Here is a 26,347-nt window from a genome sequence, read left to right on the forward strand (position 1 = left end):
GATTGACTCAACATGCGCGCCCAACGCGGGACGATTGGCATTTCAAGGAGCTGCTGATGGGCCAGGAGACCACCCCCGCCGGGGCCGGGACGGGCGGAACGGGACGTTCGGCCACGCCGCTGGACGAGGTGGACCGGCGCATCCTCGCCGAACTGGTCCGCGACGGGCGGATGTCGGTGCGCACCCTCGCCGAACGGGTGCACGTGTCGCGCACCAACGCGTACGCCCGGCTGGAACGGCTGCTACGCGACGGGGTGGTGACCGGCTTCCGGGCACTGGTCGCGCCGGAGCCGGCCGGGTTGGGCACCTCGGCGTACATCTCGTTGACCATCCAGCAGAACACCTGGCGGGAGGTGTCGGCGGAGCTGGCCCGGGTGCGCTACATCGAGCACGTGGCGCTGCTCAGCGGGGAACACGACGTGCTGGCGCTGGTCCGCGCGCCCGACAACGCCACCCTGCGGGACGTGGTGCTCAGCCGGGTGCAGGGCATCGCCGGGGTGCTGTCCACCCGCACCTGGCTGGTCTTCGACGAGTTCGACGGGGCCGGCAGCCCCTGGGCCTGAGTGGCGGCCCGGCCGGTGCGACGGCCCGCCCGGCGCGGTCGGTCAGCGTTCCGGCGGGACTGCGCCGCCTCGCCCACCCGGACGCCCCGGCCAGGCCGGCGCGGTGGGTCAGCGTTCCGGCGGGGCGGCCAGGCCGGCGCGGTCGGCCAGGGCCAGCAGCGGCTCCAGCGAGAAGCGGTCGCCGTCCAGGCCGGCGTGCGGGTCGCCACGTTCGGCGAACCGGGCCGGCATGCTCAGCACGTCGAAGTCCTCCGGGCGGGCGTCGTCCAGCTCCGCCCAGTCCAGCGGGGCCGACACCAGCGCCGCCGGGGTGGGCCGGATCGAGTACGCCGAGGTCACCGTGTGGTCGCGGGCCATCTGGTTGTAGTCGATGAAGACCGGCCGGTCCCGCTGCTCCCGCCACCAGGTGGTGGTGACCAGGTCGGGCAGCCGCCGCGCCAGCTCGTGGCCGAGGGCGAGCACCGCCCGCCGGCACTCCCCGAAGCTCCACCGGGGCTCGATGGACAGGTAGACGTGCAGGCCACGCCCGCCGGTGGTCTTGGGGTAGCCGACCATGCCCAGCTCGGCGAGGAACGCCCGGACCTCGTGCGCCACCGGCACCACCTGCTCGAAGCCGACACCCGGCAGCGGGTCCAGGTCGATCCGGAGCTGGTCGGGGCGCTCCACGTCGGCCGCCGTCACCGGCCACGGGTGGAACCGCAGGGTGCCGAGGTTGGCCGCCCAGATCACCACCGCCAGCTCGCCCGGCGCGATCTCGTCGGCGGTACGGCCACTGGGGAAGGTGAGGTGTGCGGTGCGCACCCAGTCGGGAGCGCCGGCCGGAAGCCGTTTCTGATAGAAGGCGTCACCCCGGTTGTCCTGCCGGGTGCCGATCTTCGCCCCGGCGAACACGCCGCGCGGCCAGCGCTCCAGCATCGTGGGGCGGTCCCGCAGGGCGCGCAGGATGCCGTCGCCGACGGCGAGGAAGTAGCCGACCACGTCCCGCTTGGTCAGCCCGCGCTCCGGAAAGTAGGGCTTGTCGGGGCTGGAGACGCGGACCAGCCGCTCCCCCACCTGGATCTCCTCGGCCGCCGTCGCCACGCTCACACGGTAACGGCCACCCCCGACACCCGGAGCCGTTCAGCGTTCGTCGTCGTCTGCGCCACGCGGTTGGTTCGGCCGGTACCGCCTGATCCACGCGTTCACCGCTGCCCGGTCCCAGACGCGGACCTTGCCGCTGGCCACCGTGTCGATAGGTGCCGGGAAGGTCGGACGGTTGGTGATCTCGGTGGCCCTGGTGCGCGACACGCCACCGAGCATGTCCGCGATGTCGGAGAGGGCCACGAGTCTCACGCTCCGACCGTATGTACGTGCCCCGTGCACACGTTGCCACTTCCAACATTGACGGTGTTCACGTTGCAGGTGATGCTGACGGGGCACATCCGGTAGCGGTCCGGGTACCTGATCGGGGATCGGTGCCCGGCTGCCCGTACCCGGGAGGGGTCCCCATGCCGATGGACGACGGACCGGTCACGCCCGCTCTGGTCGTCTGGACCGCGCAGCGGGTGCTGGCCCAGCACCCCGAGGCCCCGGACGGGCCGCCACCCCCGCGCCGGTGCTTCCAGTGCCGCGACGGCGGATGCCACATGCTGACGTGGGCGCGTGACGTGCTCCGGGCTCATCGGCGACCGCCGCCGCTCCCCCGCTAGGCTCGCCGCCATGGCGATCTATCTCGACGTACACCCGGAGAACCCGCAGCCCCGGACGATCAGCCGGGTGGTCGACCTGCTGCGCGGCGACGGCCTGGTCGCCTACCCGACGGACTCGTGTTTCGCGCTCGGCTGCCAGTTGGGCAACCGGGACGGTCTCGACCGGATCCGGGAGATCCGGCACCTGGACAGCAAGCACCACTTCACGCTGGTGTGTCGCGACTTCGCGCAGCTCGGCCAGTTCGTGCAGATCAACAATGCGGTGTTCCGGTCGCTGAAGGCGGCCACCCCGGGCAGCTACACCTTCATCCTGCCCGCCACCAAGGAGGTGCCGCGTCGGCTGCTGCACCCCAAGAAGAAGACCGTCGGGGTACGCATCCCCGACCATCCGGTCGCGCAGGCGCTGCTGGCGGCGCTGGGTGAGCCGCTGGTGTCGAGCACCCTGCTGCTGCCCGGGGAGACCGAACCGATGACCCAGGGTTGGGAGATCAAGGAACGACTCGACCACGCGATCGACGCGGTGATCGACTCCGGCGAGTGCGGCACCCTGCCCACCACCGTGATCGACTTCTCCACCGACGAGCCGGAGATCGTCCGCTACGGCGCGGGCGACCCGACCCGCTTCGAGTAGGTCCAGCCACCCCCGACCGGCCGGGTACCCCCCTGCTCTGCTGCCCGTCACGCGACAGGGTACGGCGGGGGTGCGGCCAGCCGTCGGCCGGTCAGGAACCGGATTCGGCCGGCGGCAGCGGCAGCGGCTCCACGACCGGGTCGACGTCACGGGCCGAGTGGACCGGTGCCGGCCGGGCGGGACCCGTCGTCCGGCTGTGCCGGCGGCCCGCGCCCGGAGCGCCGGCGTGCCGGGACACCTCGCAGGTGACCAGGTGGATCGGGGCCGGCGGCAGGGCGAACCGCCCCGGACCCCAGCGCACCCACAGGGCGACCCGGCCGGCGGCCGCCTCCGCCGTGAGCTTCTCCCAGGTACGCCGCCGGTCGGTGTGGTCGACCTCGATCACCACGGGCGGCCCGTCGCGCCGGGCACACGCGACGTCCAGCACCGAGTGGCGGTCGGTCATCGGTGGGGGCAGCGGCAGCACGCTCGCCGCCCGACGGTAGGACCGCCAGCCCTGCTCGGCGGCCCAGGCCAGCACGGCGTCGATGATCCGCGCGGTCACCTCGTCGACGCCCAGGTCGACGAATTCGAGCCGGTCCAGCCATGCGGTGAGCGATGCCGCCAACCGTTCGCCGTCCGCCCCACCGTCCACGCGGGCAGGGTACCCATCCCCCGGCGACGATCCTTCCCCGGACCGACTGTCCCCACATGATCGACTCCATGTCGCCGCAACAGCGGTATCCCGGGGCGTGGATACCGCTACTTCGCTGACAAAGGCCGGCCGGCCGGGCGCGGCAGGGGCGGGCGGGAGGCGCGGCCAGGCCGGGCCGGCGGCGGAGGGCGGGGTTACCGGGGGTGGGGTGGGGGTAGGCATGGGGACATGGCGGAACTGGGGGCGCTGTGGATCGTCCGGCACGGGGAGAGCACCGCGAACGTCGCCGCGTCGACGGCCGAGGCGGCCGGCGCCGAGCTGATCGACCTGACCCACCGCGACGCCGACGTGCCACTGTCGGACACCGGTGAGGAGCAGGCGCGGGCGACCGCCCGGTGGCTGGCCGGCCTGCCCGCGCGACAGCGTCCCGACGTCGCGGTCGTCTCGCCGTACCTGCGGGCGGCGCGGACGGCGGAACTGGCGCTGGCCGGCACCGGGATCCCGGCCAGCGTCGACGAGCGGTTGCGCGACCGGGAGCTGGGCATCCTCGACGGGTTGACCGGGCACGGGGTGGTCCGCCGGTTCCCCGACGAGGCGGCCCGGCGGCAGCGGCTCGGCAAGTTCTACTACCGGCCGCCGGGCGGCGAATCCTGGACCGACGTGGCGCTACGGCTGCGTACCCTCCTCGGCGACCTGCGCCGCGACCACCAGGGGCGGCGGGTGCTGCTGTTCGGGCACGACGCCCTGGTCTTCCTGCTCCGCTACCTGGTGGAGGGGCTCACCGAGGCGGAGCTGATGGGGTTGACCCGGGAGCACGTGATCGCCAACTGCTCGGTGACCGGCTGGTCGGCCGACGCCACCGGCCGGCTCGTTCCGCAGATTTTCAACGACGTCACCCACCTGCACGCGCAGGGCGCACCACCCACCACGGAGGACGAGATCCATGCCGAACCGGTCTGACACCCGGGTCATCACCCCGGGACTGCTGCGGGAATGGGCGCTGCCGGTGCCGACCGGCGGCAAGGACAACCGGGGCACCGTCCTGGTCGTCGGCGGTTCCCGGTTCACCCCGGGCGCGGTGCTGCTGGCCGGCGTGGCCGCGCTGCGCGCCGGTGCCGGGGTGCTGCAACTGGCCGCCGCCGAGTCCACCGCCGCCGCGTTGAGCATCCAGGTGCCCGAGGCGATGGTGGTCGGCCTGCCGGAGACCGCCGACGGCGCGGTCGCCGGGGACCCGGGCGACCGGCTCGGCGCGCTGGTCGAGCAGGCCGACGTGGTCACCGTCGGGCCGGGCCTCAACGACATCGACCAGACCCGCGCCCTGCTGCGCCTGGTGCTGTCGGCGGCCGGGCCGCACACCGCACTGGTCTTCGACGCGTACGCGCTGGGCGCGCTCAGCCACGAACCGGACCTGCTGGTCGGCGCGGACCGGAAGGTGGTGCTGACCCCGAACCTCACCGAGGCCCGGCACCTGCTCGGCCGCGACCCCGGCGACGACCTGGACGCCGAGTCCCGCGAGCTGGCCCGCCGGTACGAGGCGGTGGTCTCCCTGTACGGCCACATCGCCACCCCCGACGGCCGGTGCTGGCGGGAGGAGAGCGGCGACGCCGGGCTGGGCACCTCGGGCAGCGGTGACGTGCGGGCGGGGCTGCTCGCCGGGCTGCTCTCCCGGGGTGCGGAGCCGGCCCAGGCGGCCTGCTGGGCGGCGTGGGTGCACGCGGTGAGCGGACAGCGGCTGGTGCCCCGGTTCGGCCGGATCGGGTTCCTGGCCCGGGAACTGCTCGACGAGATCCCGCACACGATCGCCACTGTCTGAGCGGGTCGGACGTTCGCCCGCCGCGATCCGTTTGCGCAGTTCGTCCCGGGGTACCGGGATTGTCGTCAGCCGATCAAGGAGGTCTACCGGTGTCCACCGACGCCATCGTCCTGCTCAAAGAGGACCACAAGGAGATGCGCCGCCTCTTCCGCGAGTTCGAGAAGGCGCAGGAGGGGCCGGCCAGCCGCCGCCGCACCCTGGTCGACGAGATCGTGGCGGCCCTGACCACCCACACCTACCTCGAGAACGAGGTGATGTACCCGGAGATCCGCAAGCTCCTGCCGGACCTGGAGGACGACATCCTGGAGTCGTACGAGGAGCACCACGTCGCCGACGTGCTCTGCGCCGAACTGTCCGCGATGGACGCCTCCGACGACCACTTCGTCGCCAAGACCACGGTGCTGATCGAGAACGTCGAGCACCACATCGAGGAGGAGGAGCAGGAGTGGTTCCCGAAGGTGCGGGAGGCGCTCGGCCGCAACCCGCTCCAGGAGATCGGCGAGCGGATGATCGCGCTGCGCCCGGACGCCCCCCGCTCCCCCAGCGACCCGAAGGCGGTCAGGAGCGCCCGGCACGCCACCACCGCCTGACCCGCACGTTCGACCCGCGTCACGTCCGAGGGGCCCGACCATCCGGTCGGGCCCCTCGCCGCGTCGGCCGGTGCGGTCCGCGCGGGTGCCTGTGGTGGCGGTCCACGTGGGGCAGGTCAGCGCGGTCCGGACGACGTCGTGGCGGTGACCGGGCGGCGGGCGGCGGCGAGTTCGGGCTCGTGGCGGACCGCCCAGTCGGCGAGGCCGGACAGCGGGCCGAGCAGGCTCCGTCCGAGCGGGGTGAGCCGGTACTCGACGCTGGGCGGGACGGTGGGATGGACCTCGCGCAGGACCAGGCCGGCCGACTCCAGGCCGCGCAGGGTGCGGGTCAGCATGCGTTGGCTGATCCCGCCGATGGCCCGGTGCAGCTCGTTGAAGCGGTACGGCTGACGGCCCAGCAGGACCAGCACCAGCATCGACCACTTGTCACTGAGCAGCCGCAGCAGCCCGGTGACCGGACAGCCGTCGTACTCGTCGGCCGGGACGGGCGTCGGCAGGGCCGCCGCGACCAGGGAACGAACATCCGTGTTCGGTACGGACATGAGACTGCCTTCTTCCGCTGTCGCCGGCCTGCGCGAAGGATTGTGCCGGTCGTGGTCCACGGTCGACGTCCGGTGCCGAACGGGGGCCACCGGGCGGGAGAGAGGGGCGGCATGCGGGTCATCGTCATCAGCGGCGGCACCGACGGCATGGGCCGGGCGACACTGGAGGCCCGGATCCGCCGTGGCGACGAGGTCGTCGCGATCGGCAGCAACCCGGCGAAGGGGCGGGCCGTGCGGGCGCTCTCCGGCCGGGTGCACTTCCTCCAGGCGGATCTGCGCTCGGTGGCGCAGACCCGTCGGGTCATCGACACCATCAGGGGTCGGTGGCCGAGGGTGGACGCACTGGCCCTGTTCGCCAACCGGCAGTCGCCCCGGCGGGTGGTCACCGACGAGGGCCTGGAGCAGACCTTCGCGCTGTACTACCTGAGCCGCTACCTGCTCAGCCACGGTCTACGCGAACAGCTCGACGCCGCCGGACGGCCGGTCATCGTCAACGTGGCGGGCGTCGGCACCACCAGGGGGTCGATCCACTGGGACGACCTCCAGCTCACCCGGAGGTACGGCATGGTCGACGCGCAGTTGCAGGCAGGGCGGGCGAACGACCTGCTCGGGGTGGACTTCGCGCAGCGCTCCGGCTCCCGGGCACGGTACGTGCTCTACCACCCCGGCTTCACCCGCAGCGGTGACCTGTCCACCATGCCGGCGGCGATCCGTGGGGTGATCCGGGCGGCGTCGGTCGTCGCCAGGCCGGTCGGGAAGTCGATCCGTCCCGTCGTGGAATGGATCGACGATCCACCGTCGGACGCCCTGACCGCCAGCGACCGGGGCAGACCCGTTCCGCTGTCGACCACGACGCTCGATCCGGCCGCCGCCCGCCGCCTCGGCACGGTGACCGACGCGCTGCTCACCCGCCTGCACGCCGGCTGAGCCGGTGGCTCACCAGAGGGGTGCCGGCGTGCCGGTGGGCGCGGGCAGGATCTGCCGTACCCGCCCGGGGGGCACGCTGCGCTGACGCCACTCCCGGGGGTAGCCCACCGAGACCTCCTCGAACCGCACCCCGTCCTTCCAGGTGGTACGGGGGATGTGCAGGTGCCCGTAGACCACGGTGGTGGCGGCGAACCGGCGGTGCCAGTCGGCGGTCGCCTCCGTCCCGCACCACTGCGCGAAGATCGGATAGCGCAGCACCTCGGTCGGGTGGCGGTCCAGCGGCCAGTGGTTGACCAGCACGGTGGGCAACTGCGGGTCGCGGGCGTCCAGGCGGCGGGCGGTCTCCGCCAGCCGCGCCGCGCACCACTCCTGCCGGCTCGGGTACGGGTCGGGGTGCAGCATGAACTCGTCGGTGCAGACGATCCCGGTCCGGTACGCCTCGGCCAGCGCCGCCTCCCGGGTGTCGAACCCCGGCGGTCGCCAGCTGTAGTCGTAGAGCAGGAACAGGGGTGCCACCAGCGCCGGGCCGCCCGGCCCCCGCCACACCCGGTAGTCGTCCTCGGGGGTGACCACGCCCAGCTCCCGGCACCGCCGTACCAGCAGCTCGTAGCGCTCCACCCCGCGCAGGGTCACCGGGTCGGCCGGCGGGGTCCACAGTTCGTGGTTGCCCGGCGCCCAGATGACGGTGTCGAAGCGCCCGGCGAGCGTGCCGAGCGCCCACTCGATGTCGGCGACGGTGTCCGCCACGTCACCGGCGACGATCAGCCAGTCCCGTGGCGAGGCGGGCCGTAGCGCCTCGACCAGGGCACGATTCTCCTTGTACCCGACGTGCAGGTCGCTGATCGCGACCAGACTGCCCTCGGTGTCCTCCCCCAGCATCCGCCGATCGTACGCAGAAGGTCACCCGGCGCGGTGCGCGCGGGGAGCACCGTCGTCGTCAGTCGGCGGAGCCGGGTTCGGCCATCCGACGGTGCTGCTCGGCCTTGAGCCGGTCCGGCGTGAGCCGGGCCGCCGCCGCCTGGACCTTGTTCTTCAGCGAACCGGCGACCACCTTCTCCTCGCCCTTCATCATCGCCGCGAAGCCCTGCGCGGCCACCGTCGCCGGGTCGTCCTTGTCGTCCGCGCCGACCTTCGTGTCGCCCATCTCGGCACGATCGAAGAACTTCGTCTCGGTCGGGCCGGGCATCAGCGCGGTCACCGTCACCCCGGTCTCCTTCAGCTCGTTGCGCAGCGCCTCGGCGAAGGACTGCACGAAGGACTTGGAGGCGTTGTAGACCGCCTGGTAGGGGCCGGGCATGGTGGCCGCGATCGACGAGGTGAACAGCACCCGGCCGGCACCCCGTTCGACCATCCCCGGCAGCATCCGCTTGGCCAGGTGCACGGTCGAGGTCACGTTGACGTCGATGATGTTCAGCTCGTCGCGCAGGTCGGTGTCGCCGACGAAGGCCCCGCCCGCGCCGCGGCCGGCGTTGACCGCCAGCGCGTCGACCGGCCGGCCGGTCGCGTCCACCGCCTCGACCAGCGCCGTCACCCCGTCGAAGGTCGCCAGGTCGACCTGGACGGGCCGGATCTCGGCTTGACCGTCGCGGCGCAGGTGGTCGGCCGCCTCGGTGATGCCGGCGTCCTCGGCGGCGATCACCACGTCGTACCCGTGTCGGACGAACTCGCCGGCCAGCTCGTACCCGATGCCGCTGGAGGCCCCGGTCACGACGGCCAGCGGTCGTCCGGTGGTGGGTGCGCTCATCTGCCCGCTCCTGTCCTCGGTGGGTTCCGCCGCCCGGATGTCCCTGCTGCCTGCATTGCCCCGGATCGGGCCGGCCAACCCTGCCCGCCGGAGGTGCTCCGGACGCCCCCAGCGGCCACCCGGTAGGATCGTCGGCGGGCCGTGACTGGCGCGTGGGGATGGAGCACCATCGGGAAGCGGCCCCGTCATGAGGACGCACGCCGAGCGCCTGGGCCTTCCGCACGTCACCTGGAGGTCGCATGTCGCCCAACGCCGAGTCCACCGCCTTCCGCAGCGCACTCGAGGTGATCCGGGCGGTCGAACCCCGGGTGGCCGACGCCATCGGCGCGGAGCTGACCGACCAGCGTGAGTCGCTGAAGCTGATCGCCAGCGAGAACTACGCCTCCCCGGCGACCCTGCTGACCATGGGCAACTGGTTCAGCGACAAGTACGCCGAGGGCACCGTCGGCCGTCGTTTCTACGCCGGCTGCCAGAACGTCGACACCGTCGAGGCGCTCGCCGCCGAGCACGCCAAGGAACTGTTCGGGGCCAGCCACGCGTACGTACAGCCGCACTCGGGCATCGACGCCAACCTGGTCGCCTTCTGGGCGATCCTGGCCGACCGGGTCGAGTCCCCCGCCTTGCAGAAGGCCCAGGTACGCCAGGTCAACGACCTGACCGAGGAGGACTGGTTCGCGCTGCGCCGCGAGCTGGGCAACCAGCGGATGCTGGGCATGTCGCTGGACGCCGGCGGCCACCTCACCCACGGTTTCCGGCCGAACATCTCCGGCAAGATGTTCGACCAGCGCAGCTACGGCACCGACCCGGCCACCGGTCTGATCGACTACGACCGGGTCGCCGAGGCCGCCCGGGAGTTCAAGCCGCTGATCCTGGTCGCCGGCTACTCGGCGTACCCCCGGAAGGTGAACTTCCGGATCATGCGGGAGATCGCCGACTCGGTCGGCGCGACCTTCATGGTCGACATGGCGCATTTCGCCGGTCTGGTCGCCGGGAAGGTCTTCACCGGCGACTTCGACCCGGTGCCGCACGCGCACATCGTCACCACCACCACCCACAAGTCGCTGCGCGGCCCGCGCGGCGGCATGGTGCTCTGCGGCCCGGAGCTGGCCGACCAGGTCGACCGGGGCTGCCCGATGGTGCTCGGCGGTCCGCTGCCGCACGTGATGGCGGCCAAGGCGGTCGCGCTGGCCGAGGCGCGGCGGCCCGACTTCGCCGACTACGCGCAGCGGATCGTCGACAACGCCCAGGCCCTCGCCGAGGGGCTGCTGCGCCGGGGCACCACCCTGGTCACCGGCGGCACCGACAACCACCTGGTGCTGCTCGACGTCTCCGGCTACGGCCTGACCGGCCGGCAGGCCGAGCAGGCGCTGCTCGACTCGGGCATCGTCACCAACCGCAACGCCGTCCCGCAGGACCGCAACGGCGCCTGGTACACCTCAGGCATCCGGATCGGCACCCCGGCGCTGACCACCCGGGGCCTCGGCACCGCCGAGATGGACGCCACCGCCGAGCTGATCCACACCGTGCTCAGCCAGACCACGCCGGGTGCCAACGCCGACGGCACCCCGTCGAAGGCCAAGTACGTGCTCGACCCGGCGGTCGCCGACTCGGTCGGCAAGCAGGCCACCGACCTGCTCGCCGGCTTCCCCCTCTACCCCACCGTCGACCTGGGCTGACCCGGCCCGCTCCACGTCCGGTCGGGGGGTTCCGGTGGCGGAACCCCCCGACCGACGGGGAGCCGACGGGTGCCGGGATCAGGTGAGGGGACGCTTGAGGTGGTAGCGGTGGACCTCGGTGCTGCCCTGGATGTTGTTGACGTCCTCGGCGGCGGAGACCAGCTCCCAGCCTTCCCGGCCGACCCGGTTGAGGTGGGCGATCGCGGTGTCGCCGTACGCCGTGACGTCGGTGCGTGAGCCGTCCGGGCCGTACCAGACGAACGAGACGTGGAACTGGCGTCCCTGTCCCTGGTAGCGGCGGACCAACAGGGCGTACTCCCAAGCGACCATGCGTCCATTATGGCCACCGCTCCGACCGCCGCACAGCACGGGGGGTGGCGGTTCGGCGACACCGGGTGGGGGTCGGGTGCCACCGGACAGACACCGCCCGCGGACGCGGCGGTCAGCCGGCCGGGACCGCGGTACGGGTCAACTCGTCGGTGATCAGTGCGGCCAGCCGGTCCAGACCGAGGTCGATCTGCGCCGGGGTGACGGCGCTGACCGACAGCCGCAACGCGTCGACCGGGCGGCCGTCGTCGTAGAAGTGCGCCATCGGGGTCCAGAGCACCCCGTACCGCTCGGCGGAACGGCGCAGCAGCGCGTCGTCCACCGGGAAGGGGACGGTGACCACGACGAAGAACCCCCCGGCCGGGGAGTTCCAGCGCACCGGCGACCCGGCCGGGAAACGCCGCCGCAGGCCGGCGAGGAGATGGTCCCGGTTGCGGGTGTACGCCGCCCGTTCCCGCCGGTTCGCGGCGACCAGCGAACAGCCGTGCTCCAGCAGCGCCCCACCGATGACGGCCTGGGCCAGCGGCGACGTGTTCACCGAGACCATGCTCTTGATCTTGGCAAGCTGGTCGGCGAACAACCCCACCGCACCGTCGACCCCACCGACCCGCTGGTCGGCCACCAGGTAGCCGATCCGCGCCCCGGGCAGCACCGTCTTGGCGAACGAGCCGAGATAGACCACCCGCCGTCGGGTGTCCAACGCCTTGAGCGTCGGCACCCGGTCGGCGTCCCCCGCCGGGAACAGCCCGTACGGGTTGTCCTCGATGAGCAGCAGGTCCTCCTCGGCGGCCAGGTCGAGCAGCCGTTGCCGGTCGGCCAGGCCGATGCTGGTGCCGGAGGGGTTGGCGAAGTCGGGCATCACGTAGCAGGCCCGGGGCCGTAACCCCTCGTCCCGGGCCCGGTGCGCCTGCGCCCGCAGGTCGGCCAGGTCCACCCCGGCCGGACCACCGGCCACCGGCCGCACCGGCAGGTCCACCAGCCGGGCCGCCCCGGTCAACCCCACGTACGTCGGGGCGACGGCGAGCAGCACGTCGGTCGGGCCGGCCCGCAATGCCCGCAGCACCAGCAGCATCGCCTCCTGGCAGCCGACGGTCACCACCACCGCCTCGTCGTCGACGTGGACGTCCTCGTCGACGGCGAGGTTGCGGGCGATCAGGTGGTGGATGATCCCCTTGGTCCGGCCGTACTGGAACAGGGTGCGACGGACCTGCTCGGGCGTCTGCCCGAGGTCGTCGGCGAGGTGCCGGCGGAACCGGTCCAGCCAGCGCCCCGGCGCGTCGTCGTCGAAGAACTCCTCGTAGGGCCGCCCGGCCGCCAGCGACACCGCGTCGGGCCAGTGCTGGGACACCTCGTTGAGGAAGTTCATCGAGTTCAGCGCCGGGTCGTCGACCGCCGGGTGCAGGGTCGCCAGGTCCAGGTCCACCAGATGCTCCAACGGGTCAGCCTCCGGTCAGGGTACGCAGCCGCCGGGCCTGCGCCGGGTCGGCACAGCCGGTCAGGGTCAACGCGTCGCGCAACTCGACGGCGAGCAGGTCGAGAGCGGCCTGCGCGCCGGCCCGCCCGCCGGCCGCCAGCGCCCACAGCATCGGGCGGCCCAGCAGCACCCCGGACGCGCCGAGGGCGAGCGCGCGCAGCACGTCCGTGCCGGACCGTACCCCGCTGTCCAGCAGCACCTCGATCCGCTCGCCGACGGCCGCGACCACCTCGGGCAGCATGGTGGCGGTGGCCGGCGCCCCGTCGAGCTGCCGGCCGCCGTGGTTGGAGACCACCACGGCGTCCACCCCGACGTCGGCGGCGCGGACCGCGTCACGCGGGTCGAGGACCCCCTTGACCAGCAGCGGCAGCCGGGTGCGTTCCCGCAGCCAGGCCAGATCCGCCCAGGTCAGGGCGGGAGCGAAGACGGCCTCGGTGTGCGCGGCGATGGCCGACACGCCGGGGGTGCCGGCATGGGCCAGGTCGTCCCGGCCGGCGGGCAGGTTGGCGGCGGTCACCTCTGGCGGCAACGCGAAGCCGTTGCGCACGTCGCGTAGCCGCCGGCCGAGCACCGGCACGTCGACGGTGACCATCAACGCCGCACAGCCGGCGGTGTGCGCCCGGTCGAGCAGGTCGGCGACCAGCCCCCGGTCACGCAGCCAGTAGAGCTGGAACCAGACCGGCCCGGCGGTGGCGGCGGTGACCTCCTCGACCGGGGTGCTGCTCAGCGTGCTCAGCACGTAGGGCACCCCGGCCGCGCCGGCCGCCGCCGCCAGCGCCGGCTCGCCGTCCGGGTGCAGCAACCGCTGGTACGCCATCGGCGCGACCGCCACCGGCATCGCCTGATCGCGGCCGAGCAGCGGCGCGTGGGTGCGCGGGCGTTCCACCCCGGTCAGCACCCGGGGCAGCACGGCGACCCGGTCGAGGGCGGCCCGGTTGGCGGCCAGCGTGGTCTCCACCCCGCTGCCCCCGCCGACGAAGTCCCAGACGCCGGGCGGGAGCGTCCGCCGGGCCAGCTCGGCGAAGTCGGCCAGGCTGACCGGCGGCCGGTCGCCGTCCCCACCCGTCCCGACGGTGGCCGGCGGCGCGGTGTCCGGAGGCCCGGCGTCCGGTCCGACGGTGGCCGGCGGGCCGGCGGGAGGGGGGAGCACGGTCACCGCTCGTCCCCCACCGTGGCGGTGACGGGGGCGTCGGCCGGCGGGGTGGGCAGCCCGAAGACCTCCCGCAGGAAGGCGGCGGCCTCGTCCTGGGCGCGCCGGCCGGCGTCGAAGACCCCGGGCATGGCGAAGAACCCGTGGATCATGCCGGGATAGCAGGTGGCCCGCACCGGCACGCCGGACTCCCGCAGCCGCTGCGCGTACCGCTGTCCCTCGTCGCGCAACGGGTCGTGCTCGGCGGTGACCACCAGGGCCGGCGGCAGGCCGGACAGGTCGTCGGCGAGCAGCGGCGAGGCCAGCGGGTCGGTGGCGTCCGCCGGGTCGGCCAGGTAGTGACCCCGGTACCAGTCCACGGAATGCCTGTTGAACAGCAGCGGATCCTGGTCGGCGGCGGGGCGGGGGGCGGCCCGCTGGTCGGTGTTCGGGTAGACCAGCAACTGCCCGGCCAGCCGGGGGCCGCCCTCGGCGCGGGCCAGCAGGGTCACCGCCGCCGCCAGGTTGCCCCCGGCGCTGTCGCCGCCCACCACCAGCCGGTCCGGGTCCACGCCCAACTCGGCGGCGTGCCCGGCCAGCCACCGGGTGGCGGCGTGGCAGTCCAGCACGGCCGCCGGGAACGGGTGCTCCGGGGCGAGCCGGTAGCCGACCGTCACCACCTGGCAGGGGGTGGCGTTGGCGAGCCGGCGGCAGATCCCGTCGGCGGTCTCCACGCTGCCCAGCGTCCAGCCACCGCCGAAGAAGTAGACCAGGGTGGGCAGCGGGCCGTCGCCGGCCGGCCGGTGCACCCGGACCCGCAGGTCCCCGCCGGGGCCGGGGACGGTCGTGTCGCGTACCTCGTGGACCGGCTCGACGTCACCACCACCGGCCCGGATCGCGGCCAGGTCGGCGGCGCGGGCCTCGGCGAGGGTCTGGGTGTACAGCGGTGGCGTGCCGGCGGCGGCCCGCGCGGCCCGGTAGGCCACCACCTGGGGGTCGAGGGACATGGGATGGGGCTCCTATCCGCCGGTGGTGACGAAGAGCTTGTCGATGCCGCGCAGGAACAGGCTCCCGCTGTAGTCGGCCGGCTGGCTGACCGCGAGCCGGGGGAACCGCGCGAAGAGCCGGGGCAGGCCGAGCCGACCCTCCAGGCGGGACACGGCCGCGCCGAGGCAGAAGTGCGGGCCGACGCCGAAGGCCAGCGACGGGGGGCCGTCGCGGCGCGGGTCGAACCGGTCCGGCCCGGGGAAGCGGTGCGGGTCCCGGTTGGCCCCGGCGATGATCAGCAGGACGTTCTCGTCCCGGGCGACCGGCACGCCGCCCAGCACGGTGTCCCGGGGCGCGGCGCGGGCCAGGAAGTGCACCGGGCTCTGCAGCCGCAGCACCTCGTCGACGCAGCCCTGGGCCAGGGTCTCGTCGCCGGGCAGCGCGGCCACCGTGTCGGGGTGCTCCAGCAGCACCGGCAGGCCGTTGCTGAACATGTAGACGGTGGTGACGAAGCTGGCGTTGAACAGCACGATCAGGTTGCTGATCAACTCCTCCTCGGTCAGGTCGACCTCGCCGGAGTCCAGCGCCTCGACCAGACCGGAGATCAGATCCTCACCCGGCTGGCGGCGGCGGTGCCCGATCAGGTCCCGGTAGAGTGCCCGCAGCTCCTCGGCGGCCTGGTTGGCCAGCGCCAGCCGCTGCGGGGTCTTGCCGGCCACGTCGAGGAACTCGTCGATCCAGTCGACCCGTTGCCGGTACCAGGCCAGCTCGCTCTCGGGCAGGCCGATGAACTCGGCCATCACCAGTGCCGGCACCGGGTAGGCGAAGTCCGCGACGAAGTCGATCTCGGAGCCGTCGGCCCCGGTGTCGGCCATCCGGTCCAGCAGGGTGTCGACCACCCGGACGATCACCGGTTCCAGCGCGCCGAGCCGGCGCGGGGTAAAGGTACGGGAGAACACGCCCCGCATCCGGCCGTGGTCGGGCGGGTTGACGAACATCATCGACGACTGGAAGGTCCGCAGGATCTCCTGCTCCTCCCAGCCCGGTGGGGGTTGCTTGTACCACTCCGGGTCGCGCAGCACCTGGTCGACCAGGTCGTAGCCGACGGCCACGGCGCTGACCGTGCTGTGCTCCGGACGGTTCGGGATGACGCTGATCGGCCCGTGTTCGTGCAGGGCCGCGTACCACGGATAGGGGTCCTGCCGGCCGGCCTCGCTGTAGAGACCGGACAGGATCTCGTCGACGTCCACGATGGTGCTTCCTCCCCAGGAAATGACCGGGGGGCGACGGGTCCTCCCCGCCGCCCCACCGGTGTCACAGACCGAGCAGTCGAAGGGGTACGGCGTCCGCCAACGCCTGGTTTCCGGCGTCGTTCGGGTGGATGTGGTCACCGGCGTCGTACGCGGGCAGCAGCCGGCTCGGCTGGGCCGGGTCGCGCAGCACCGCGTCGAAGTCGAGCAGCCCGTCGAACTCGGCCGCTCCCGGGCCGCGCAGCCAGGTGTTCACCGCCTGCCGGGTGGTCTCCTTCTCGGGCGTCCACACCCCCGGGTTGCCGTGCCCCTCGTACGGGGTGAGGGTGACCGCGAGGCTGCGCAGGCCGCGCGCCTTGGCCTGCTTGTTGATCTGCTGCAGCGAGGCGATGATCCGGTCGGCGGAGTCGTCGGACATCCAGATGTCGTTGATGCCGAGGTGGGTCACCAGGGTCTTCACGCCGGTCTGCGGGAAGACGTCCTCGTTGAGCCGGGCCAGCGCGTTCGGACCCAGCTCGTAGTAGCCGGGGAAGCCGCCCGCGCCGGGCTCGGTGCCCTCGTGGTTGAGCCGGTTGCCGGCCAGGCTCAGGTTGAGCACCCCCGGGGTACGCACCTCGGGACGGGCGGCGACCAGCCGCCCGGCGAGCAGTTCCGGCCAGCGCTTGTTGGCGTTGACGGTGCTGCCGTTGGCGTCACCGATCGAGTCGCTGAGCACCACCACCGCGCCGGGGCTCTGCTGGCGCAGCACGTCGATGCCGGACAGGAACATCCAGCAGCAGTCCGGGCGGATGGTGAAGCCGGCGCCGTCGGCCGCGGTGGTCAGGTCGTTCGCCCCGATGAAGGTGGTGACCTTGGACTGGCCGTGGAACGTGACCGGCCCGGTGAGCACCGGGAAGTGCAGGGTGACGACCAGGTCCTCCTGCTCGCCGACCGCGTAGGTCAACGGGTCGCTGAGCAGTTCGGCACCCTTGTTCATGGTCGCCGAGGTGGAACCGCCGAACTTCAGCTCCCGCACGCTGCCGGGCAGGATGTCCGACCGGTCGGTCAGGGTGGCGGTGTTCGGGCGGGCGACGGTGGCGTGCCCCACCTGCACCGCCTGCTCACCGTATAGGTTGCTCAGCCGGACCCGCAGCCGCTCCCCACCCACGGTGGTGCGCACGGTCATCCGGATGCTCTGGTTGTTCAGGCCGGTGTTGGTCAGCCCGACGGTGTTGCCGCGGGTGACCGCCGCGGCCCACGTACCCGCCCACTGCGCCCGGGCGGCTGCCCCGCCGGTGTCGGAGTCGGACGGACCGGCGCTGGCCACCACCGCCGGGGCGCCCACGACCAGCAACACGGCCGCGGACGCTATGACCTGCCATCTCTTCGGGGTCGACATTGAACCTCCATGTTGGGCCGCCCAGGGCCGGCGCCCATTGACGGCACCGCCCGGACGATGGTCCAGAAACCTAGCCGCGACGTCTGACAGGCGTCAATCAACCCGATAGACATGATCAAAAGTACATGATGGCCGGTCACCCGCCGTTCGGCTCTGTCACCGGGCGAGGCCACCGGCCTAGGCTCGCTAGCGGCGGCGGTGCGGTCGCCCATGGCGCGCACCCCCGTCGCGGGCCGGGCTGTGACCTGCTCGGACGCCAACCCGGCCGGTCGCCACGGCGGGTCCCACCGGGCCGCCGGCGACCCGCCGCATCGAGCTGGGGGCTGTGCGATGACCGACGGGGTCGACCGATCCACCACCTACGTGCACGACGCGCTGGCGCTGTTCGCCGGGTTCGACGACCGGGAGGCCCTGGTCGGCGACGGCCGCCGGCTGACCTACCCGCAGGTCGCCGCCGAGGTACGCGGGCTGGCGTACGCCCTGACCAGCCACGGGGTACGCCCCGGCGCGGCGGTGCTGGTGATGCTCGGCAACGCGGTGGAGGGCCCGCTGCTGCAGCTCGCCCTGCACCTGCTCGGCTGCCGGAGCATGTGGATCGCCCCGGTCACCTCCCGGCGGGAGATCGACGAGTTCGTCCGGCTGGCCCGCCCCGACGTGTTCGTGCACCACGCGTACGCCCCGGACGGGCTGGGCGACCGGATCGCCGCCTCGCTGCCCGGGGTGCCGGTGCTGCGGCTGGGCATCGAGCTGACCGCCGACGCCCCGCCGGTCGAGCTGCCCGCGCGGGTGCCGACGCCGGAGTCGTTCCTGCAGACCAGCGGCACCACCGGCACCCCGAAGCTGGTGCACCACCGGGAGAGCTTCTACCGGCAGGTGCTGGCCCTGGCGGCGGATTTCCGTGCTGCCGGGTTCCCGCTGTTGCGGCACCTGTCGCACTCGCCGATGTGGCTGGCCAGCGGGCAGATCACCACCCTGTTCAACCTGTTCACCGGCGGGGTGCTCTTCCTGCGTCAGCAGTGGGACCCGGCCGCGTTCATCGCCACCGTGGACGCCGAGCGGCTCACCTCCACGTTCGTCACCCCGCCGATGCTCTACGAGGTGCTCGACCATCCGGCCCTGCCCGGCGCGGACTTCTCCGCCATGTTCATGTTCAACGTGGGCGCGGGACCCGCCGCACCCGCCCGGCTGCGCCAGGCCATCGCCCGGTTCGGCCCGTGCCTGCGCATCGTGTACGGCCTCAGCGAGGCGGTGGTGATCTGCGCCCAGCCCGGCCTGACCGAGGACCCGGCGCACCCGGAGCGGCTGGGTTCCTGCGGCCGGCCGTACGGGGACGTGACGGTGGAGATCCGCGACGCCGACGGGCGGGTGCTGCCGGCCGGCACCGACGGTGAGGTGTGGGTGCGGACGAAACTGAGCTTCCACGGCTACCACGGCCAGCCCGAGCTGACCGCCGACACGCTCGTCGACGACTGGGTACGCACCCGCGACATCGGCCACCTCGACGACGACGGGTTCCTCTACCTGGTCGACCGGTTGCAGGACCGCATCCTCACCCGGCAGCGCAGCTGGCCGATCTACTCCCGGCCGATCGAGGACGTCCTCGCCGGGCATCCGCAGGTCCGCGCGGCGGCGGTGATCGGGGTGCCCGACCCGGTCGCCGGGGAGCTGCCGTACGCGTACGTGGTGCCGACGCCGGGGGCGACGGTGACCGGGGCGGAGCTGATCGACCTGGTCACCACCGAACTGAGCGACACCTGGGCGCCGGGTGCGGTGGAGTTCGTCGACGCGCTGCCACTGAACCGGTCGGCGAAGGTGGACAAGCGGGCGCTGCGCGAACGGTACGCCGCCGGCGCTGCCGCCGATCCGGTCGGCAGCCCGTCGTGACCGCCGACGCCGACACCGGCCCCCGGACAGCCACCGGCGCCGACGGGTGGCCGGCCGACGGCCCCGACGCCGCCACCGGGGCTCCCGGCGGGGTGTCCGGCCGGCAGCCGGCCGGCGGCCCGCCCGGTGCCGGACCGGCCACCGGTCAGGCCGACGCCGCTTCGGGTGACACCGGAGCGGGAGGTGCCGGGGCAGGTGAAGGCGGGTCGCTCGCCGCACCGCCGGGTCCCGAGCGGCGGGCCGCCCGGCGGGAACTGGTCACCCTGGTCGCCGCCGACCTGATCTCCAACCTGGGCAGCCGGATCTCGGTGATCGCGATCCCCTGGCTGGTGCTCACCACCACCGGCAGCCCGGCCAAGATGGGCATCGTCGCGGCGGCCGAGTTCCTGCCGTACATGCTGTCCAGCTCGTTGGCGACGCCGTGGGCGGACCGGTTCGGGGTCCGGCGTACCTCGATCACGGTGGACGCGGCGAGCGCAGCCGTGATCGCGGTGGTGGCGCTGGCCCCGTGGCTCGGCTTCGGGGCCCTAGTCGCCCTCGTCGCGGTGGCCGGCGGACTGCGTGGCATCGGCGACCGGGTCAAGCACGTCATGTTCCGGCCCGCCGCGCAGCGCGCCGGGGTGGAGCTGATCCGCCTCACCTCCGCCTACGACGGGCTGGCGCGCGGGGTGGCGCTGTTCGGCACGGTCATCGGCGGTCTGCTCATCGACTGGGTCGGGGTGACCCGGGCGATCTGGATCGACGCGGGCACCTTCGCGGTCTGCGCGCTGCTGGTCGGGATGCTGGTACGCCCGCCCGTGAGCGGCGCGCCCGCCGCGCCCCGAGAGGGCTACTTCCAGGCGTTGCGCACCGGCTTCGGCTACCTGCGCACCGACCGGGTGCTGCTGACCATGCTGGTGGTGGTCTCCGCGTTGAACATGTTCGCCGCCGCCAACACGGCCGTGTGGGTGCCGCTGTGGGTCCGCGACGAGTTCGGCGACCCGGCCGGGTTCGGGCTGGTGCTCGGGGTGTTCGGCGGTGGCGCGCTGCTCGGCAACGTGGTCTTCACGATGCTCGGCCCCCGGCTGCCCCGGACCCTGATCTTCGCGGCCGGGGCGGCGCTGAGCGGTGCGCCCCGGCTGCTGGTGCTCGCGCTGACCGACCACCTGGCGGTGGTGCTGGTGGTGACGTTCCTGTCCGGGATCGGCATCGCGGCGGTCAACCCGCTGCTCGGCGCGGCCCTCTACGAACGGGTACCGGACGCGTTGCAGACCCGGGTGCTGGGGATCTCCGGCTCGCTGGCGTTCGTCGGGTTGCCGGTGGGGGCGCTGGTCGGCGGCTGGTCGGTGGCGGCCCTCGGGCTGCGACCGGCGCTGCTGGTGATGGCGGTGGTGTGCGCGGTGCTGACCGTGACGCCGCTGGTCGCCGGGCCGTTGCGGATGGGCCGGCCGGCACCCCCACCGACGGCCGTCGACAAGGTCTGACGGTCAGGTCGCCACGGCCAGCCCCACCGTCAGTCCAGGTCGTCGCAGACGTTGTGGGTGGTGCCGTGCAGCATGGTGACGGTCTTGTCGTAGTCGGCGGTGAACCGGACGACGAACTGACCGTCGATCAGCCACAACCCCTTCGGCAACGAGCCGGCGTCGTCCCGGAACCCGAGCAGCACCGGGCCGGTCACGTACCAGGTCATCGCGCCGTCGACGGCGTAGCTGACCAGGGAGGTGCCGCTGGCGTCCACCCGGGTGACGGCCCCGGTGTCGGTGTTGGTCACCGTCTCGATCAGCGCGCCGGTGTACAGCTCCCGGCGTGGCGAACCGTCCGGGTCGGTCGTCAGCACCAGCTTGCGGACCTCGTCGACCTCGGCCGCCACCCGGATGCCGAACGCGCAGCGGGCCCCGGCCGGCAGGGTGAACTCCTCCTGCGGGGCCGGCACCCAGCCCCCGGTGGGGCGACCGCCGGCCGCCGCCGCAGCGGTCGGCACGGTCCCCGCCAGCGTCACCGCGGTCAGGGCGGCACCGAGTCTCGTCGTCCAGCGCATGGGCACTCCCGTTCTCCTCGTCGTCGTCCGGTCCAGGGTCACCGACCGTCCTCACCACCGGCTGACCTGTCCGGCAGGGGCGGCGGAGGAGCACGATCCCCTTCTGCCGGGCCGCTGACCACGGGCTCACCGGACACCGTCCACGGTTGCCCCGACGAGCCGGACGATCACCGAACCGCTCCCGGTGCGCGGATGGCGGGCGACGTCGCCGACGCCGACGGCGGGAACACCGGGGACGATCCGTGACCGGTGGTCGTCCCGGGCGTCGGTGACCACGGCGGCGGCAACCGATCGGGCCGGCCAGGTGGTCTCAGCGGCATGGAGTTCCGTCTGCTCGGCCCGTTCCAGGCCCGCCAGGAGGGCATCGTCGTCGATCTCGGGGTCCGCCGCCAGGAGCGGTGCCTCCTCGGGCTCCTCCTGCTCGACGCGGGACACCTGGTCGGCACCGACCGTCTCATCGACCTGCTCTGGCCGGACCGGCCGCCGGCCTCGGCCCGCAGCGCGGTGCACACCTACATCGGACGGTTGCGGGCCGCGCTGAGGCCGTACCGGGTGCGGATCGCCACCGGCGGTGACGGCTACCTGGTGCACGACGACGGGCACACCGTGGACGTGGCCGAACTCGCCCGGCTGGTGCACCGGGCAGGTGGCAGCACCGACCCGGCCGAGCGGGTGCGACTGCTCGACCGGGCGCTGGCCCTGCCGCACGGGCCGTTGCTCGCCGACACCGCCGACGACGAGCTACGCGACCGGCTGGCCGGTCCGATCGAGGACCTGCGGCTGACCGGCGTCGAACTGCGGGCGGCGGCCCGGCTCGCGCTCGGCCAGCACACCCGGGTGGTCATCGAGCTGACCCCGCTGGTGGCCCGGCATCCGAGCCGGGAGGAACTGGTGGCGACGTTGATGACCGCGCTGTACCGCGGTGGCCGACAGACGGACGCGTTGGTGCTGTACCGGCACACCCGGCGCACCCTGGTCGAGGAGATCGGGGTCGAACCGGGGGCCCGGCTGCGGGAGGTGCACCGGGGAATCCTCCGGGCCGACCACCGGCTGGACCGGGCGGACCGGCCGGTCTACGAGGTACGGGTGCGCGGCGAGGCGTTGCCGTGGGGCGTCGGCGGGCACCCGGCGCTGGAGCTCTGCAACACGTTCGCCGGTTGGCGACACGAACCGCCGGTGCCGGGGGCCGAATGGCTGCGCGGCTACCGCACGCTCGCGGTGTGGACCGGGCACGCCGGCCTGGTCGACGACCCGACCGTGGGCCGGCTGATCGAGCTGGGCCGCCGTGATCCGGCCGGCGCGGCGGTGGTCCTGGACGAGGTGCGTACGCTGCGGGCCCGGCTGTACGCCTGCCTCACCGACCCGGCCGACGGACCGGCCTTCGACGCGGTGGCCCGGTACGCCGAGCAGGCCGCCCGGACGCTGGTGTTCCGCCGGGAGACCGACGGACGGGGACGGTGGTGGCCCGGTCCGGCGACCGGGTTGCGGCTGCCGGTGCACGCGGCGGCGTGGAGCGCCGCGGAACTGCTCGCCGATCCGCGCCGGCTCACCGTCCGGGCCTGCCCGGACCCACGCTGCGGATGGCTCTTTCTCGACGACACCGGGATGCGGCGCTGGTGCAGCCTGGCCACCTGTGGCCGGACGGCCGCCGAGGCGCCCTGCCGGGGCAGCTGAGACGCCCCGGGTCGGCGCTGGTGTCATCCGCGTCGCCACTGCGTTGCCGGACACCCGGGTCCGCACCAGCGTGGATCGTCGTGGGAGGCGACGGCGGGGATCCCGGCCGATGCGGTGCCGGCGCTGGTCGGCGCAGCTGGACGACCACCAGGCGATCCGAGGGGTCGGTGTGATCGACGACATCCGCACGGTCGGCTACATTCCCGGCCATGTCATCGACGTTGACCGAGGCCACCGATCCGTACTGCCTGCGCGAGGGGGAGAGTGCCGCGCTGCTCCGTGACCATCCGTGGCACCGGTTCGTGGTGGTCGGCGACAGCGTCGCCGAGGGCATGTGCGAGCCGGTCGAGGGCTACCCGGACGTGCAGTGGGCCGACCGGATCGCCGCCGAACTGTCGGCGGTACGGCCCGGCTTGGCGTACCTGAACCTGGGTCGGCGCGGGCTGCGGGCGCAACAGGTCCGGGCCGGGCAGCTCGATCGGGCGTTGGCCTTCTCCCCCGATCTGGCGCTGGTGGTCTGCGGCGGCAACGACGCCTTCCGGACGGCGTTCGACCCGGACGCGGTGGACACCGAGTTGACCGCGATCGTCGGGGCACTGCGCGACGCCGGGGCCGACGTGATCACAGTGGGCATGTTCGACGTGTCGCACAGCCCGGCGGTCCCGGCGGCGCTGCGGCCCGGACTGGGCGCCCGGATGCGGCTGCTCTCCTCGCGTACCGGCCGGCTGGCCGACCGGTTGGGGGCGCTGCACGTGCACCTGACCGATCATCCGGCCGGCACCGACCCGTCGATGTACAGCAGCGACGGCCGGCACGGCAGCGCCCGCAGCGACGCCATCGCCGCCGCCGAGACCATCCGCCGCCTCGGCGTCCACCTCGGCAACCACCCCTGACACCCACCCCACCGGCCGGCCCTGCGCCCACCCACCCGGCTCCGGCCGGGTGGCCGGCCACCCGCCCGGAGCCGGGTGATCAAGAGGTTCGCGTCATCCGCCAGCGGAATGTTGACGCGAACCTCTTGATCACCGGGGCGGGCGGGAGGCGGGAGCGGGGAGGGCGGGAGGCGGGGGCGGGAGGGCGGGGCGGGGTCAGTCGGTGAGGAGGATGCCGGTGAGCAGGACGCCCCGGGCCAGGTTGAGGACCTCGTCGCACCCGGGGAAGCCGACCCGGGCCAGCGCCCCCGAGCCGGTACGGCCGAACAGGTACGGGGCGATGCTGTAGGGCACCTCGGCGGTGACCGTCTCGCCGGTCTCGATCTGGACGAAGTCCATCTCCACCCGGTCGGCGGGCCAGTACCGCTGCAGGATGTCGCCACCCCGGTCGAGGGCGGCGCGCAGGCCCTCGGCCCACTCCGCGTCGCCCATCTCGCGGCCGATGAGCACCCCGTGGCCGGCCGAGCCGTCGGCCGGCTTGACCACCAGGTTCTCCCGGTCGGCCAGGGCCCGGTCCAGTTCGGCGGCGGTGAACGCCACGGTGTGCGGCACGTACCGGCGGATCAGGGCCTGGTCGTCGGCGGAGAGCAGGTCCAGGTCCTCGTAGAGCCAGGCAAAGTTGATCTTGTTGCCGAGCAGCCAGGCGGCGGTGCTGACGAACATCGGCAGGGTGCCGGCGTGCAGCGCCCCGGCCACCGCGTCCAGGCCGCTGCTCGGGGTGACCCGGTTGGGCACGAAGAGGCGGAACAGCGCGTCGACCGGCGCGCCGCCGACGACCAGCCGCTTCGCGTCGTCCAGGGTGGCCGTGCTGACCGGGGCGATCACCAGGTCGATGCCGAACCGGCGGGCCTGGTCGACCAGCGGAGAGAGGATCTTGATGAAGTCGTCAGGGGTCTCCAGGCCGGGGTAGTCGGCGTCGAAGTCGAGCAGCAGCGCCACCCGGGCCCCGTCGGGCAGGGACAGCCCGTCGCGGATCGCCACGAACCGCTGGTCCAGCAGGGACGGGGCCGGCCGCACCGGCAGCCCGTCGAGGATGCCCTGCTCCCGGTAGAGCGCCGCGTACCGGCGGACCACCGTGTCGGCGTCGAAACCGCCGCCCAGGCTGCTGTCGATGTTGTACTCGACGATCCTCGGCACCCCACCGGAGATCAGCACGTCGGGCCGGTAGGCGGCGAGCAGCTCCTCGGACAGCTCCTCGGACTCGTCGAGCAGCCGGGTCGCCCCCTCGGGCACCCCGAGCAGCCCGCGCAGTTCCCCGGCGGTGCGGGCCCGCCGCCGGCAGGCGTCCAGGATGAGCTGGGCGATCCGGTCGCAGACCTCGTTCAGCTCGCGGAACGCGTCCGCCGGCATGACCGGGGGCCGGGCCAGCCGCCACTGCTTGTTGTACGTCGCGCAACCGTAGAAGATCTCCCGCCAGGCGGCGGCCCCGCTGGACACCATCGCCGTACGGGCCGTCTCCGGCAGCTCGCGCCACGCCTGACCGGGCTCGGGCCAGGGGTAGTTCGGATCGGTCATGATCTGTCCTTCATGGTCAGTTGGATGGCGGCGGTGAGTTGCTCCCGGCCCGGCTGAACGGCCCGGTCGAGCACCGGCGCGAAGGGCAGCACCGCGCCGTCCGGCCGGGTGACCCGGCGCGGCGGCGCGACCAGCGGCACCCGCTCCAGCACCGAGGTGATGATCTCGGCGGCGATGCCGCAGGACCGGTTGGAGTCGTCGACGACCACCAGCCGGCCGGTGCGGGACACCGAGTCGAGCAGGCCGTCGAGGTCGAACGGGTAGATCGTGCGCGGGTCGAACACCTCCACCGACACCTGGTCGGCCAACTCCTCGGCGACGGCCAGCGCGTCGTGCACCAGGTGCCCGACGGCGACCACGGTGACGTCGTCGCCGGCCCGGCGGACCACCCCACGCCCCAGCGGCACCGGGGCGAGGGTGGCGAAGTCGACGTCGTCGCGGACCTCCAGCGCGGCGGCCGGGGCGAAGACCACCACCGGGTCGTCGTGCCGGATCGCCGAGGCCAGCAGCCCGTACGCGTCGGCCGGGGTGGCCGGCACCACGGTGACGATCCCGACGTGCGCGAACAGCGAGTACGGGTGGTCGGAGTGCTGCCCCGCCCAGCCGGTGCGGGAACCGGAGCCGGGCACCAGGTAGGTGACCGGCACCGAGCACTGCCCGCCGGTCATCATCGGGAACTTGTGCGCGTGGTTGACGATCTGCTCGAAGACCAGGAACAGCAGGGACGGGATCTGGAACTCCACCACCGGCCGCAGCCCGGCCAGCGCCGCCCCGGTGGCGAAGCTGGTGAACGCCTGCTCCGACAGCGGGGTGTCCAGCACCCGGTCCGGCCCGAACCGCTTGAGCAGGCCCGGGGTGACGTTGGACGCGCCCACCCGGATGTCCTCGCCGAGCAGGAACACCGACTCGTCCCGGGTCATCTCGTCGGTCAGCGCCCGGGTCAGCGCCTTGCGGTACGACAGCCGCGGCATC

26 protein-coding genes and 1 riboswitch are annotated in these 26,347 nt (G+C 73.4%); of the genes, 11 read left to right on the forward strand and 15 right to left on the reverse strand.

The genetic code is table 11. From position 1 onward, the window contains the following. Positions 1-56: 56 nt before the first annotated feature. Positions 57-563 carry an Lrp/AsnC family transcriptional regulator gene (locus tag ACN261_RS26170; RefSeq protein WP_421482314.1) on the forward strand — a complete coding sequence of 169 codons (507 nt, stop codon included), beginning with the start codon at positions 57-59 and terminating at the stop codon, positions 561-563. Between the two features lie 108 nt (positions 564-671). Here ACN261_RS26170 and ACN261_RS26175 read toward each other — a convergent pair whose 3' ends face one another. Together ACN261_RS26175 and ACN261_RS26180 are read right to left on the reverse strand one after the other, a co-directional pair. Beyond that, on the reverse strand, positions 672-1,643 hold the full coding sequence (locus tag ACN261_RS26175) for a DNA polymerase domain-containing protein (RefSeq protein ID WP_421482315.1): 972 nt from the start codon (positions 1,641-1,643) through the stop codon (positions 672-674). 39 nt (positions 1,644-1,682) lie between these two features. After that, positions 1,683-1,895, reverse strand: coding sequence for a hypothetical protein (locus ACN261_RS26180; protein ID WP_425852651.1), 213 nt, complete (start codon positions 1,893-1,895; stop codon positions 1,683-1,685). Between the two features lie 366 nt (positions 1,896-2,261). Between ACN261_RS26180 and ACN261_RS26185 the strand changes: the two genes are divergently transcribed. Beyond that, on the forward strand, positions 2,262-2,882 hold the full coding sequence (locus ACN261_RS26185; RefSeq protein ID WP_421482318.1) for an L-threonylcarbamoyladenylate synthase: 621 nt from the start codon (positions 2,262-2,264) through the stop codon (positions 2,880-2,882). A 91-nt stretch (positions 2,883-2,973) separates the two neighbouring features. Here ACN261_RS26185 and ACN261_RS26190 read toward each other — a convergent pair whose 3' ends face one another. Next, positions 2,974-3,516 (reverse strand): hypothetical protein, encoded by a 543-nt coding sequence (locus ACN261_RS26190; RefSeq protein ID WP_425852653.1) that lies wholly within the window; start codon positions 3,514-3,516, stop codon positions 2,974-2,976. Between the two features lie 228 nt (positions 3,517-3,744). Between ACN261_RS26190 and ACN261_RS26195 the strand changes: the two genes are divergently transcribed. The 3 genes from ACN261_RS26195 to ACN261_RS26205 all read left to right on the forward strand — a co-directional run bounded on the left by ACN261_RS26195 (position 3,745) and on the right by ACN261_RS26205 (position 5,919). Beyond that, a complete protein-coding gene (locus tag ACN261_RS26195; RefSeq protein ID WP_425852655.1) occupies positions 3,745-4,476 on the forward strand; it encodes a histidine phosphatase family protein in 732 nt (243 codons plus the stop codon). Then, positions 4,460-5,329 (forward strand): NAD(P)H-hydrate dehydratase, encoded by an 870-nt coding sequence (locus tag ACN261_RS26200; protein ID WP_425852658.1) that lies wholly within the window; start codon positions 4,460-4,462, stop codon positions 5,327-5,329. Before ACN261_RS26195 ends, ACN261_RS26200 begins: the two co-directional genes overlap by 17 nt. A gap of 89 nt (positions 5,330-5,418) precedes the next feature. Next, entirely contained in the window at positions 5,419-5,919 is a 501-nt protein-coding gene (locus tag ACN261_RS26205) for a hemerythrin domain-containing protein (protein ID WP_421482322.1), read from the forward strand. 116 nt (positions 5,920-6,035) lie between these two features. Here ACN261_RS26205 and ACN261_RS26210 read toward each other — a convergent pair whose 3' ends face one another. Next, a complete protein-coding gene (locus ACN261_RS26210; protein WP_421482323.1) occupies positions 6,036-6,461 on the reverse strand; it encodes a winged helix-turn-helix transcriptional regulator in 426 nt (141 codons plus the stop codon). A 111-nt stretch (positions 6,462-6,572) separates the two neighbouring features. Between ACN261_RS26210 and ACN261_RS26215 the strand changes: the two genes are divergently transcribed. Beyond that, positions 6,573-7,388 (forward strand): SDR family NAD(P)-dependent oxidoreductase, encoded by an 816-nt coding sequence (locus ACN261_RS26215; protein WP_425852661.1) that lies wholly within the window; start codon positions 6,573-6,575, stop codon positions 7,386-7,388. 9 nt (positions 7,389-7,397) lie between these two features. Here ACN261_RS26215 and ACN261_RS26220 read toward each other — a convergent pair whose 3' ends face one another. Together ACN261_RS26220 and ACN261_RS26225 are read right to left on the reverse strand one after the other, a co-directional pair. Then, a complete protein-coding gene (locus tag ACN261_RS26220; protein WP_421482325.1) occupies positions 7,398-8,267 on the reverse strand; it encodes a metallophosphoesterase family protein in 870 nt (289 codons plus the stop codon). 58 nt (positions 8,268-8,325) lie between these two features. Then, positions 8,326-9,132, reverse strand: a complete 807-nt coding sequence (locus ACN261_RS26225) for an SDR family NAD(P)-dependent oxidoreductase (RefSeq protein WP_421482327.1) — start codon at positions 9,130-9,132, stop codon at positions 8,326-8,328. 131 nt (positions 9,133-9,263) lie between these two features. Then, positions 9,264-9,353: riboswitch (ZMP/ZTP riboswitch) on the forward strand. 18 nt (positions 9,354-9,371) lie between these two features. On the opposite strand from ACN261_RS26225, the gene ACN261_RS26230 reads away from it, so the two are divergent. After that, entirely contained in the window at positions 9,372-10,808 is a 1,437-nt protein-coding gene (locus ACN261_RS26230) for a glycine hydroxymethyltransferase (RefSeq protein WP_421482328.1), read from the forward strand. A 78-nt stretch (positions 10,809-10,886) separates the two neighbouring features. On the opposite strand, the gene ACN261_RS26235 is transcribed toward ACN261_RS26230, so the two are convergent. The 6 genes from ACN261_RS26235 to ACN261_RS26260 all read right to left on the reverse strand — a co-directional run bounded on the left by ACN261_RS26235 (position 10,887) and on the right by ACN261_RS26260 (position 17,326). Then, positions 10,887-11,138 (reverse strand): hypothetical protein, encoded by a 252-nt coding sequence (locus tag ACN261_RS26235; protein WP_088646644.1) that lies wholly within the window; start codon positions 11,136-11,138, stop codon positions 10,887-10,889. Between the two features lie 112 nt (positions 11,139-11,250). Beyond that, positions 11,251-12,570, reverse strand: coding sequence for a PLP-dependent aminotransferase family protein (locus ACN261_RS26240; protein WP_421482329.1), 1,320 nt, complete (start codon positions 12,568-12,570; stop codon positions 11,251-11,253). Positions 12,571-12,574: 4 nt separating this feature from the next. Next, the gene (locus ACN261_RS26245) at positions 12,575-13,642 is read right to left on the reverse strand and encodes an alpha-hydroxy acid oxidase (RefSeq protein WP_421486830.1); all 1,068 of its coding nucleotides are present in this window, start codon (positions 13,640-13,642) and stop codon (positions 12,575-12,577) included. Positions 13,643-13,761: 119 nt separating this feature from the next. After that, positions 13,762-14,745 (reverse strand): alpha/beta hydrolase, encoded by a 984-nt coding sequence (locus tag ACN261_RS26250; RefSeq protein WP_425852664.1) that lies wholly within the window; start codon positions 14,743-14,745, stop codon positions 13,762-13,764. 12 nt (positions 14,746-14,757) lie between these two features. After that, a complete protein-coding gene (locus ACN261_RS26255; RefSeq protein WP_421486831.1) occupies positions 14,758-15,978 on the reverse strand; it encodes a cytochrome P450 in 1,221 nt (406 codons plus the stop codon). A gap of 61 nt (positions 15,979-16,039) precedes the next feature. Then, positions 16,040-17,326 (reverse strand): SGNH/GDSL hydrolase family protein, encoded by a 1,287-nt coding sequence (locus ACN261_RS26260; protein WP_425853654.1) that lies wholly within the window; start codon positions 17,324-17,326, stop codon positions 16,040-16,042. A gap of 357 nt (positions 17,327-17,683) precedes the next feature. Here ACN261_RS26260 and ACN261_RS26265 point away from each other — a divergent pair, with 357 nt between their 5' ends. Next, entirely contained in the window at positions 17,684-19,237 is a 1,554-nt protein-coding gene (locus tag ACN261_RS26265; RefSeq protein WP_421482331.1) for a class I adenylate-forming enzyme family protein, read from the forward strand. Between the two features lie 254 nt (positions 19,238-19,491). After that, positions 19,492-20,700, forward strand: a complete 1,209-nt coding sequence (locus ACN261_RS26270) for an MFS transporter (protein WP_425853655.1) — start codon at positions 19,492-19,494, stop codon at positions 20,698-20,700. A 29-nt stretch (positions 20,701-20,729) separates the two neighbouring features. On the opposite strand, the gene ACN261_RS26275 is transcribed toward ACN261_RS26270, so the two are convergent. Beyond that, a complete protein-coding gene (locus tag ACN261_RS26275; RefSeq protein WP_425852666.1) occupies positions 20,730-21,296 on the reverse strand; it encodes a hypothetical protein in 567 nt (188 codons plus the stop codon). Between the two features lie 276 nt (positions 21,297-21,572). Here ACN261_RS26275 and ACN261_RS26280 point away from each other — a divergent pair, with 276 nt between their 5' ends. Then, positions 21,573-22,928 (forward strand): BTAD domain-containing putative transcriptional regulator, encoded by a 1,356-nt coding sequence (locus ACN261_RS26280; RefSeq protein ID WP_425852668.1) that lies wholly within the window; start codon positions 21,573-21,575, stop codon positions 22,926-22,928. Positions 22,929-23,137: 209 nt separating this feature from the next. Further along, positions 23,138-23,821 (forward strand): SGNH/GDSL hydrolase family protein, encoded by a 684-nt coding sequence (locus tag ACN261_RS26285; RefSeq protein ID WP_363653713.1) that lies wholly within the window; start codon positions 23,138-23,140, stop codon positions 23,819-23,821. Positions 23,822-24,016: 195 nt separating this feature from the next. Here ACN261_RS26285 and ACN261_RS26290 read toward each other — a convergent pair whose 3' ends face one another. Both ACN261_RS26290 and ACN261_RS26295 read right to left on the reverse strand, forming a co-directional pair. Continuing rightward, on the reverse strand, positions 24,017-25,375 hold the full coding sequence (locus ACN261_RS26290) for a hypothetical protein (RefSeq protein ID WP_425852670.1): 1,359 nt from the start codon (positions 25,373-25,375) through the stop codon (positions 24,017-24,019). Next, a complete protein-coding gene (locus ACN261_RS26295) occupies positions 25,372-26,346 on the reverse strand; it encodes an alpha-ketoacid dehydrogenase subunit beta (RefSeq protein WP_208566502.1) in 975 nt (324 codons plus the stop codon). The genes ACN261_RS26290 and ACN261_RS26295 overlap by 4 nt, the downstream gene beginning before the upstream one ends. Between the last annotated feature and the right edge of the window lies 1 nt (position 26,347).

Origin of the sequence: Micromonospora sp. WMMD723, from assembly GCF_049863385.1 — a bacterium.
Lineage (GTDB): Bacteria > Actinomycetota > Actinomycetes > Mycobacteriales > Micromonosporaceae > Micromonospora > Micromonospora wenchangensis.